Annotated in this window: 11 protein-coding genes; 9 read left to right on the top strand and 2 right to left on the bottom strand. The window is 36.0% G+C overall.

Features of this window, described 5'->3' with window-relative positions:
- Both ACTQ5K_RS05500 and ACTQ5K_RS05495 read right to left on the bottom strand, forming a co-directional pair.
- Nucleotides 1–549, bottom strand: a 549-nt coding sequence (locus ACTQ5K_RS05500; protein ID WP_441993775.1) for a UPF0236 family transposase-like protein, incomplete at its 3' end; no start/stop codon positions are given.
- A gap of 347 nt (nt 550–896) precedes the next feature.
- On the bottom strand, nt 897–1,439 hold the full coding sequence (locus tag ACTQ5K_RS05495) for a transcription repressor NadR (RefSeq protein ID WP_031540635.1): 543 nt from the start codon (nt 1,437–1,439) through the stop codon (nt 897–899).
- Between the two features lie 480 nt (nt 1,440–1,919).
- On the opposite strand from ACTQ5K_RS05495, the gene safA reads away from it, so the two are divergent.
- The 9 genes from safA to queA all read left to right on the top strand — a co-directional run bounded on the left by safA (nt 1,920) and on the right by queA (nt 10,891).
- Nucleotides 1,920–3,713, top strand: coding sequence for a SafA/ExsA family spore coat assembly protein (safA, locus tag ACTQ5K_RS05490; RefSeq protein ID WP_435406666.1), 1,794 nt, complete (start codon nt 1,920–1,922; stop codon nt 3,711–3,713).
- Nucleotides 3,703–4,683 carry a phosphotransferase gene (locus tag ACTQ5K_RS05485; protein ID WP_031540632.1) on the top strand — a complete coding sequence of 327 codons (981 nt, stop codon included), beginning with the start codon at nt 3,703–3,705 and terminating at the stop codon, nt 4,681–4,683. Before safA ends, ACTQ5K_RS05485 begins: the two co-directional genes overlap by 11 nt.
- A gap of 110 nt (nt 4,684–4,793) precedes the next feature.
- Nucleotides 4,794–5,441 carry a YhcN/YlaJ family sporulation lipoprotein gene (locus ACTQ5K_RS05480; RefSeq protein WP_031540631.1) on the top strand — a complete coding sequence of 216 codons (648 nt, stop codon included), beginning with the start codon at nt 4,794–4,796 and terminating at the stop codon, nt 5,439–5,441.
- Nucleotides 5,442–5,725: 284 nt separating this feature from the next.
- Nucleotides 5,726–6,649, top strand: coding sequence for an NAD-dependent epimerase/dehydratase family protein (locus ACTQ5K_RS05475; protein WP_349204617.1), 924 nt, complete (start codon nt 5,726–5,728; stop codon nt 6,647–6,649).
- Between the two features lie 146 nt (nt 6,650–6,795).
- Nucleotides 6,796–7,326: an intercompartmental signaling factor BofC gene (locus ACTQ5K_RS05470; protein WP_349204616.1), complete on the top strand. Its 531-nt coding sequence runs from the start codon at nt 6,796–6,798 to the stop codon at nt 7,324–7,326.
- A 209-nt stretch (nt 7,327–7,535) separates the two neighbouring features.
- Nucleotides 7,536–8,147: a Holliday junction branch migration protein RuvA gene (gene ruvA / locus ACTQ5K_RS05465; protein ID WP_031540628.1), complete on the top strand. Its 612-nt coding sequence runs from the start codon at nt 7,536–7,538 to the stop codon at nt 8,145–8,147.
- Between the two features lie 114 nt (nt 8,148–8,261).
- Nucleotides 8,262–9,257, top strand: coding sequence for a Holliday junction branch migration DNA helicase RuvB (ruvB, locus tag ACTQ5K_RS05460; RefSeq protein WP_251627457.1), 996 nt, complete (start codon nt 8,262–8,264; stop codon nt 9,255–9,257).
- A 361-nt stretch (nt 9,258–9,618) separates the two neighbouring features.
- Complete coding sequence (locus ACTQ5K_RS05455) at nt 9,619–9,825, top strand: DUF2905 domain-containing protein (protein ID WP_031540626.1); 207 nt, start codon at nt 9,619–9,621, stop codon at nt 9,823–9,825.
- A gap of 37 nt (nt 9,826–9,862) precedes the next feature.
- Complete coding sequence (gene queA / locus ACTQ5K_RS05450) at nt 9,863–10,891, top strand: tRNA preQ1(34) S-adenosylmethionine ribosyltransferase-isomerase QueA (RefSeq protein ID WP_349204615.1); 1,029 nt, start codon at nt 9,863–9,865, stop codon at nt 10,889–10,891.
- Nucleotides 10,892–10,938: the final 47 nt, after the last annotated feature.

Here is a 10,938-nt window from a genome sequence, read left to right as displayed (position 1 = left end):
GGCGAATTTCAACTCCCATCCACGCTTTTTCTTTTCTTGACTCTTCACATATAATCCATCTACTTCGACAAACAATACCTTTTGAAAAGGGCGTTTTTCCTTAGCGGGAAGTACGCTTGTATGAAGAAGATGTTGCCGTAATGCTTCGTGGCTCATCGCCGAATAGCCTAAAAATTGTTCGAACGTTTCCACCGCCTTTCGATAGGAGGAACCATTTGTCGCTAATTCTAGCCCCCATTCTTCTAATAGTGGACTAAACCCCTTATTCCCTTGAAACTGTAAGTAGTGATCTAACAGACATATATATTTTTTGGTCACTCGATCGAAATAATAATTACGCTTCAGCTCCACTGCTCCAAACGCTGTATCTACTCGTATTTCTCGTTTATCTCGTAAAGCAAATCTTCTTTTGTCTCGTTGCTGAGCAATCTCTAGATCCCAATTTTCTAATGTTTGAACAAGGATTTCTTGAAAGGTCATTTGTAGTGTTCGAAATAAAGTTTTTTCCAATTCTTTTAATGATGGTAATTTTATGTTACATTCATTCATGAGAGCCTCTCCTTTTCGTAGTGTTCTAGGCAAACTCTACTTTACAAAAGGAAGCTCTCTTTTTTAATACTTAATTTTTTCCAGCTACCGCGCTTTCGCTTGGTGGCCTTTTTGTCTAGTTGGGGGACTCGTCCCCCAACTAGACAAAAAGGATATTTATTCTCCCACAAACATTTTACTCATACATATTCAGGCTGCGGAATAGCAACAAACTTCATGGAACATCCTTTTTAAACGAATAAAAAAACCCTAATGATTATACGAACCTTTCATTGGCATCTTCGTATAATCATTAGGGTTTATTTTAAGCTGGAATACTTATGTCTTAGCCTCTTTTTTCAACTTCTTTAAGTCTCTTCTTTGATTAAAAAATGTGCCTTGCGTAAAGCCTCTTCTGCCTCTATCAATGTGTCAATAGAAGGTGCAGTAATGGTATGTAAATGGATACCAGAAGTTAATTCTGATAGATAGGCTGCGTTTGTATGCTTTATCTTCTTCATAAATTGCTTAACTTCTTTTCGATTAGAAACGAGAATAGAAGCTGTTAAATCCCCATAGACTGGATGTTCAATTTTAACATCTTTAACCGTTACTCCATTATCAACAAGGATATTTAATTCTTCTTCTGTTTTCTCTGGAGGATGATTACAAGCAATAATTCTCTCATAAAGAGATGGTTTTGATTCCTGTAAATATAAATAGCCTTGACTAGTAGCCAATATCGGTTCGTTTTTCGCTTTTAGAAGGGTAATGTCTCCGACGATGATTTGTCGGCTAACATTCGTCAATTTGGAAAGCTCGCTACCGGTATAAGGGCGATTATTTTCTTTTAATAAGGAAAGGATGTAAGCTCTTCTTTCTTCTCCAAGCATTTTCTTTGATTCTGTCATCTAATCTCTCCTTTAATGATTCTTTCTTTTTAGTAAAAGGTTATACGTATACTCTTGCTATAGTTTAGAGTTTTATTAAGAATTGCATTGTTCAAAAAAACAATAACAGACAAAATATATAAGATGCCATTAATTAGCTATATTCAGGCTGCAGAAAATAGCAAAAACGTTTGCGAAAAGTCTCTTTTTAATAAAGAAAGGATTAAAAATAATTTTTCTTTATATATTGGTGGATTTTGTTTATATATTCTTTCCTTTCTATTTTATCAAAAGTCTCTATAAATTGAATAAAATAAATTTGATTTTTGATAGGTTCTTGGTAACAAAAATATAGTTGAAAAGAAGGACAAAGGATCTCCTATCTTTATGTTGCTAAAACACATAATTTGAAAAAAAGCGCATAGATTTTTGAATAGAATGATAACCATTTTGCATTGTGAACATAGACTATATGGACATATGCATAGGAGGGAATCTATAGTGAAGATCCATATTGTTCAGAAAGGGGATACTCTTTGGAAAATCGCAAAAAAATACGGGGTGAATTTCGAAGAGTTAAAAGCATTAAATTCCCAATTGAGTAATACAGATATGATTATGCCCGGCATGAAAATTAAAGTTCCAACTTCAGGAGGAAATATAAAGAAAGAAGCTCCTATTATGGGAACAAAAAAAGAAATGCCGATAGCAATGGAGCCAATTGTAAAGGAAGCACCGAAAAAAGAAATGCCTATTAAAGAAATGCCCAAAAAGGAAATGCCGAAAAAAGAAGCGCCAAAGGAAAAACCATACACTCCTAAAATGCCTACGCCAATCATTCCAGAAATTGATGTAACTAATTATTATTCCATGAATATGACGAATGTGGACGTAGATGTTGATGTGGACATGAAAGAAAAGGTAGTTTTGCCACCAAAGCCTGCACCAGTAGTACCTAAAGAAAAGGCAGTAAAGCCAATAAAGGCAGTAAAACCCGAAAAACCAGTAGTTCAACAAGATGAGTGTCCGCCTATTGTGCCTTATCAGCCATATTGTTATGAAGTTTCTCCAATGATGCCAGGAAGCGGTTTTCCTCCAGGAGTATGCCCTCCAGCTGGAATACCAGTAGAACAACTAGGTTCACAAGCTACGCCACTACCAGGTGTAGATTTTACAGATAAGCATAAATGGGAAGAGTCTTCATCTTCTTATTCTGCTTATACACATGGCGAAGCGCCGGTACACGGCAGTAATGTGCCCCCTGACTATTATCAACAGCCATTAGTGCAGTACGGTCAAATGCCTGTGGAACATCAGCACCATAAAAAAGAATCTTCAGACATAGCCGGATTAGGACATCAACCCTTTGTCCCTACCCCAACGCATACAGCGCCAGTATTACCATCCTATAACCTTCCTTATAAGGAGGATTGTGGATGTGGTGCTCCATCATTCCCGCAACAATCAGCGTTTCCAGCAAGCGAAGGTTTTCAATTAGAGGGAATGGGGGAAGGTTATGCACCAGGAATGGGAATGGCGCCAATGCCGCAAGGATTCAGCCCAGAAATGGGACCGATGGCAGGAGGTGCACCAGGAATGGGAATGGCGCCGATGCCACAAGGATTTAGCCCAGAAATGGGACCGATGGCAGGAGGATATGCACCAGGAATGGGAATGCCAGCAATGCCACAAGGATTTAGCCCAGAAATGGGACCGATGGCAGGAGGATATGCACCAGGAATGGGAATGGCGCCAATGCCACAAGGATTTAGCCCGGAAATGGGGCCGATGGCAGGAGGATATGCACCAGGAATGGGAATGCCAGCAATGCCGCAAGGATTTAGCCCGGAAATGGGGCCGATGGCAGGAGGATATGCACCAGGAATGGGAATGCCAGCAATGCCACAAGGATTCGGTCCAGAAATGAGACCGATGGTAGGAGGATATGCACCAGGAATGGGAATGGCGCCAATGGCGCAAGGATTTAGCCCAGAAAAGGGACCAATGATGCAATCTCCTTATCCTCAAGGTATGGGCGGGAATACACCAATGCCTTATCAGGTAGAAAATAATAGTCCAGTTGGAGATTCTCCATCTTATGAAGCAAGTATTGGGCAGCCAGTTGCACAAGAAATGGTCCCGACAGTTTATGGACCTGGAGGCAATGCACCAGTATTTACCCCTCCGTATAATCCTACTATAGGGCAGCCGCCATATATGAATCCTTATGGCGTTAATCAAGGGACTCCATTTGGAATGCCAAGATACCAAGAGGACGAAAGCAGTGATTTATGATTTTTATCATAGAGGGGACGATACTTTTTATTATCGTCTCCTTTCTTTATTAGAAAAAAAAATTCCTGCTAAGATTTTAGAAATAAGCAGAATTAGGAATGAGGTATACTTAGTTAAAACCAATCAATTTTGGATGATTTTAAAAGGATATAATAGCTATCAAAAATTAAAAATTCAAGAGGCTTTTACAAGAGCGCTAAAACAGGAGGGCTTCACACATACGTACCAATTTTATGTGTTCGATGATGAACCGATCATTATAGATGAGATGCTGTTTGGTATGATTGAATACATTTCTCCTCATAAAGATTCCTTTACATATAGTAGTAAAGGCAATAGAAGGGAAGCCCTTCAATTATTAGAACACTATTATACAGTTACAGAACGTCTTGTAGAAATTTATAAATATATTTTGCCTTCCTTTCTTTTAATGAAAAAATTAGAACAACGGTTAGTGGAATTTCGAAGTAATAAGTCAATAATAGAGCATTATTTGAAAATGGAAATCGTGGAGGAAATTTTCGAATGGGCTAATATTTCCTTTCTTTATATACAAGAGCATAATGAATATCTTCATTCAAAATCAAATGTTATATTGCATGGGGATGTAGCCCACCATAATTTTATGCGTGACATTAATAATAAACTATATCTAATTGATTTTGATTTAATTAGTATTGGTCCAAGAGTGGGCGATTATTTGCAGTTTGCTAATCGGATTTTGCCGAATATAGGTTGGTCCCTCCAACAATTACAAAAGATGAGTGGATATTCTCAGTTATTCAAAGAGGAATGGTTTTTAATCGCTTTAATGTATCCAACAGATATTCTTAGAGAATGGAATAGAATAATCAGAAACAAACATCTTTCAAATGACTTTTTATTAAAACAAGTGCTTGACTTAACAACAGATCAGTATGAAAAAAGAAAGAAATTTTACCAAAAGCTAAGACAAATTGTAGATATATAATCGGGCAATTCTATAATGGCTAGACTTTACAGTATGATTCTCTCCGAAGAGCAGAAGATAAAAAAGAGCAACGTCTTGCTCTAGATTTAAATAAAGGGGAGAATATTACTGTGAATAAAAATAAGTTAGTTGCTCCAGTTCTTTTAACGGTAACTTTTGGCTTGGCTGGCTGTGGTGTGAACGATGACCAAACCGCAGATCAAAATCGTCTCAATAATGCTAGACCGATTGGATATTACTCCAATGAACAACATGATGTAAACAATAATAACAGTTTTACAACAGACAATGACGGACCAATTACAGAAATGATGGACCATACCTTTGGGGATGAAGATAATAAAAATGGTGTTGGTGTCCAAAATGTTAACAATAAAAATACTACGAGAGAGAATAGAAATAACGATAATCAAGATAATCGCGTTTCATATGATACAGAGTTAGCTGAAAAGGTATCAAATGCAGCTGCTAAAATGGATAATGTAAAAAATGCACGTTCAATTGTTTATGGAGAAAACGTTTTGGTTGCACTTGAAGTAGACGATACGAAAATTGTTGATCAGACAAAAGCAAAAGTAAAAGATAAGTTAAATGATTCTTTAAATGGAAAAGATATTTCTGTAGTGACAGATAGAGGAATATTTACGAGCATTGAGGATATAAATCGTTCAATAAAAAATGGTCAACCGCAGCAAACGATTAACAATAATATAGAAAATATCTTTAATCGCTTAAATCCGACAAAAGAAAACAGATAATAAAAAACTAACTTCGAAAAGGTTCGCCCCATTCGAAGTTAGTTTTTTATCATATGTTCTTTATTGGAAACGAATTGATTGGTTTGTTTTATCACAAATAATGGATTTAAAAGACATTTTTTAAGAAGTTAAAAGTGTATATTTATAAAACTGTTCTATATAATGAATTTATTTGTTGATATTACGAATGAAAAGAGTTATGCTTTATAATGAAATAATTATTCGTTATAAAGAACTTATTAATCGATTTTTTCATAGAGGCAAAAAGTGCGGAGGGATTCAAAGTGAGAGTGTTAATTACAGGTGGACAAGAGAGTGAAATGGCAACTGCTCTAAAGGAACAACTTTCAAAGAATAATGTTTATTGTATAGTAGCTGGAAAGCAACAGAAACATAGTGAAATTTCAACTCTAGTACATAATGATGTATACACTTTCTTAAACGGGATGGAATTAGCCGACATACTGATGGAGAACCAGGTAGATTGCGTTATCCATCTATCGAACAAGGCCATAACATCCAACAGCATGAAGGATTCATTTGAACAGTCAGAAGAGAATATTGCTTGTACGATTGAAGTGCTCGAAGCATGTGTGCAAGCAAAAGTACATAAAATCATCTTCCCCTCCACGATTGCTGTTTATGGGGACATAGAAGGAGCTATAACGGAAGAAAAGCTTTTGCAACCTGTACTTTTTGAAGGGCTTTCTAAGAAGATTGAGGAGAAATATATACAAAACTACCACACTCTTTACGGTCTTTCTTTTACAATTTTACGCTTTCCCATAATTTATGGAGCAAGTTCCAAACATATGAATACAGAGAGTATGATAGAATCAACGATTAAAAAAGTGATTGAAAATCGTCCACCTATCGTATTTGATGATGGAGAACAGAAGAAGCACTTTCTTTACATAAGTGATGCCATTCAAGCAATTATCTCAAGTTTAAATAATGGAGAGAATCAAGTATATAATATTTGTCCTAAGGAAATATATTCTATGAAGGAAGTTGTCTCCATTATTCATTCTTCTATAAAAGAAGATGTACTTCATTCGTTAGAAGAAGGGGAGAAAAGTAGAATATCAACAACGAAGGCACAAATGGATCTGAAATGGCATTCTCGTGTACCATTTTCGGAGGGAATTCGTTTAACAATCAAAAATATAAAACATCAAGCTGAACAGATAAATAGAACATTAAAATAAGATTGCTATGAATTTGGAATGAAAAAATTATTTATGGTGAGAATAATAGAGAGTTAGGTTATTTCAAACCTAGACTTTAGATTGACAGTACCCTATTTCCTTGGAAATAACGAAGCTGTTTTGAGTAATGTGAAGAGGTGGTTATAATGAAAACCAGATTCCTTTTATTTTCAGCTGTTCTTCTTGTCAGTTTTATAACAATCATTTCATCAACTGGACAAGTTTATGGAAAGAGTGGAAGCACACATTCTTTGAATGAAAATCCTAAGAAATTGGAAGTGGTGTTGAAAAGGATTTATTTAGATGGAGAAGTGAGCGAAGAAGTGGTAAAAGAAACAGTATGGTCGATGGAAGATTTCTGGTCAAAGTACGATAAATGGCAGTTGGTAGATATGACAAGTAAAGAGCTTGTATTTAAACAAGAAATCGACGATATATCTCCACTATTAAAGGCTAATGGATATTTTGGCATTAATGACGAGGGGATTTTAACCATTTATAATGGAAAACCTGCTCAGGAAAACATTATTCAGTCTTTTTTCCAAATTGATCTAAAAAAACTGGAATCAAAGCAGCAGGAAGACCTACAAAAAGGAATTCCCATTAAATCAAGGGATCGATATGTAAAAGTACTTGAAACCTTTAAAAATTTAACAACAATCGAAACGACGAATTAAGAAAATCACCCCCAGTGAACAGAAGAAGCACAGAAAATAGTGCCATTCTGATCACTGTTTTTTTATTTTTAAAGAATATTATGAAAATCATCTATAATAGCAGTTCAATAAAATAGTATGATAAAATAAGCTTTAGGATTTATCCCCCACTTAATGGGAAGTGAGACCCCAACTAATGGAATTGTTCTTTATAAGGGAGAGAATTTAATTTGTATGAATATATAAAAGGAAATGTAGAATTTGTTGGACCCGAATATATCGTAATCGAAAATAATGAAATTGGTTATCAGATTAAAACACCTAATCCATTTTCATTTTCAGCCTTTTCGGGTAACAAGATTACAGTATTTACCTACCATTATGTTAGAGAAGATAATATTAGTTTATATGGTTTTCGTTCACAAGATGAAAAAGCCTTATTTACAAAGCTTCTAAATGTTTCTGGAATTGGACCTAAAGGAGCATTGGCTATTCTTGCATCTGGAGAACCAAGTCAGGTTATATCTGCAATAGAAGCAGAAGATGAAGCGTTTCTTGTGAAATTTCCAGGCGTTGGAAAGAAAACAGCAAGACAGATGATTCTGGACTTAAAAGGGAAATTAGCTGATTTTATGCAAGATTCCTCCCCAGATTTATTTACAGTAGATAAGCAATTAGCCAAAGTAGAAAGTGATTCAGCAATGGATGAGGCGATTCTAGCGTTAACAGCTCTTGGATATTCAGAAAAAGAGGTGAAGAAAATTTCTCCTCATTTAAAAAAGGAGCAGTTAACAACAGATGGATATATCAAGCTGGCATTAAAGCTTCTGTTAAAAAGATAAGATGTTAGCTTTTTTAAGATTCTTGTTTTTCCATAGGGGAAATCAATAGATTGAATAAAGAGTAGTAGTAAATACGTAGATTTACTTGAGGACTTATGGAAGGGAGTGAATGGTATGGATGATCGAATCATTTCAAGTGAAGCAGATACGCAGGATTTATCGTTTGAAAAAAGTCTGCGTCCTATTCAATTACATGAGTATATTGGTCAAGATAAAGTAAAAGACAATTTAAAGGTGTTTATTGAGGCTGCTAAATTTAGAGAAGAAGCACTGGACCATGTTTTATTATATGGACCACCAGGACTTGGGAAAACTACGCTTGCGACGATTATTGCTAATGAGATGGGTGTTAATATTAGAACAACTGCAGGTCCAGCGATTGAAAGGCCTGGTGATTTGGCAGCAATATTAACTGCGTTAGAGCCCGGGGATGTGCTGTTTATAGATGAGATTCATCGGTTGCCACGTGCAATAGAAGAAGTTTTATATCCAGCGATGGAAGATTATTGTTTAGATATTGTTATTGGGAAAGGACCTAGTGCTCGATCTGTTCGGCTTGATTTGCCCCCTTTCACTCTCGTTGGTGCAACAACAAGAGCTGGTTCTGTTTCTGCACCGTTAAGAGATCGGTTTGGAGTTTTATCTAGACTAGAATATTATGAAATAGAACAGCTCAAAGATATTGTTGTGAGAACAGCTGATGTTCTACAAATTGGGATGGAAGAACTTGCTGCATGGGAAATAGCAAGACGTTCGAGAGGGACTCCCCGAATAGCCAATCGCCTTTTACGAAGAGTACGTGATTTTGCCCAAGTAAAGGGAGATGGGATGATTACTAAAGATTTGGCGGACAATTCACTTGAACTTTTACAGGTTGACCGTTTAGGGTTAGATCATATTGACCATAAATTATTACTAGGAATGATTCATAAATTTAAGGGTGGACCAGTCGGATTAGAAACGATTGCAGCAACTATTGGAGAAGAAGCTCATACAATTGAAGATGTTTATGAACCATATTTGCTTCAGATTGGTTTCTTGCAACGAACTCCTAGAGGGAGAAGTGTTACACATCTTGTTTATGATCATTTAAATATTAAACCTGAATAAATTTTCTAATCTATAGGCTGTTTTCTAAAGGATTGTTGTTTTTTCAATAGGAAAAAAGAATTAGTTGGTAAAATGGAGCAGCCGGAATACACGAAGACTCCTGTGGGATTAGCGAGACAGTCTGAGACCCCGGAGGCGAAAGCTGAGAGGCTTAAGCTTAGCCCCACGGAAAGCGAGCGGTAAGCCTCGGAAAACAAAAGCCTACACTAAGTTAGAATGGTTTGGTAACTACCGATTCACCAGGTAATACACTTTTTCAGTGGCCTCAATCGAAGTGTATTCCGGCTGCGGGTAATCGCAACAAACTTTACGAAAACAGCCAATCTATAAAATAAAACAAATGATATAAAGGAAGAGAATGATGAATGAAATTTCCAAATATATAATGATCATCGGCATAATTGTATTTCTGATCGGGCTTATCATGCAATTTGTCCCTATTGGAAAGCTTCCTGGTGACATTCTAATAAAAAAAGAACATTCGACTTTTTATTTTCCGATTACAACTTGCATTGTAATTAGTATTGTTTTATCGCTCGTTTTTTATTTTATAGGAAAATTTCGTTAAGATTTTAATTGCATGAAAGAAAGAATAGGTGACAGACATGAAAGTAGATTTATTTGATTTTCATTTACCAGAAGAATTAATCGCACAAACTCCTTTAGAGGATCGCACAAGTAGTCGATTAATGGTTGTAAATAAAGATACTGGTGAATTAGAGCATCGCAAATTTAAGGATATTTATGAGTATATCAATCCTGGTGATTGTCTAGTATTAAATGATACAAGAGTATTGCCAGCAAGATTACATGGCGAGAAAGAAGATACTGGAGCACATATCGAGGTGCTTTTATTAAAGCAACAAGAGGAAGACAAATGGGAAACACTTGTCAAGCCTGCTAAAAGGGTAAAAGAAGGTACGATTATTACTTTTGGAGACGGTAAATTAAAAGCTGTGTGTGTAAAAGAATTAGAGCACGGAGGTCGGATTCTCGATTTTCAGTATGAAGGGATTTTTTATGAGATTCTAGATCAACTTGGTGAGATGCCGTTGCCGCCATATATTAAAGAAAAATTAGACGATCAAGATCGTTATCAAACAGTTTATGCAAAAGAAAGAGGCTCTGCGGCTGCTCCGACAGCTGGATTACATTTTACAACTGATTTATTGGATGCTTTGAAAGAAAAGGGAGTACATATTGCATTTATTACTCTTCATGTTGGTCTTGGTACCTTCCGTCCTGTTAATGTAGAAGAAGTAGATAAGCATGAAATGCACGCCGAATTTTATCAAATTAATGGAGAAACGGCATCATTATTAAATAAAGTACGAGCAGAAGGTGGGCGGATTCTTTCCGTTGGGACAACGTCTACTCGAACACTTGAAACAATTGCATCCGCAAATAACGGAAAATTTGTAGAAAGCAGTGGATGGACAAGTATCTTTATTTATCCTGGCTATGAGTTTAAAGGAATTGATGGAATGATTACGAATTTTCATTTACCTAAATCAACTTTGATAATGTTAGTTAGTGCACTAGCTGGAAGAGAAAATGTACTTCATGCCTATGAAAAGGCAGTAAAAGAAAGATATCGATTCTTTAGTTTTGGCGATGCTATGTTTATACGTTAGATAAAGGAAGATAGGTTCACGAATTACTTGAGTTTCGCAGTGATATT

It is taken from the genome of Niallia sp. Sow4_A1, from assembly GCF_052116745.1.
Classification (GTDB): domain Bacteria; phylum Bacillota; class Bacilli; order Bacillales; family Cytobacillaceae; genus Niallia; species Niallia hominis.
Note: the sequence above shows the minus strand (reverse complement) of the source record. Positions and strands in the feature narration are given on the sequence as shown.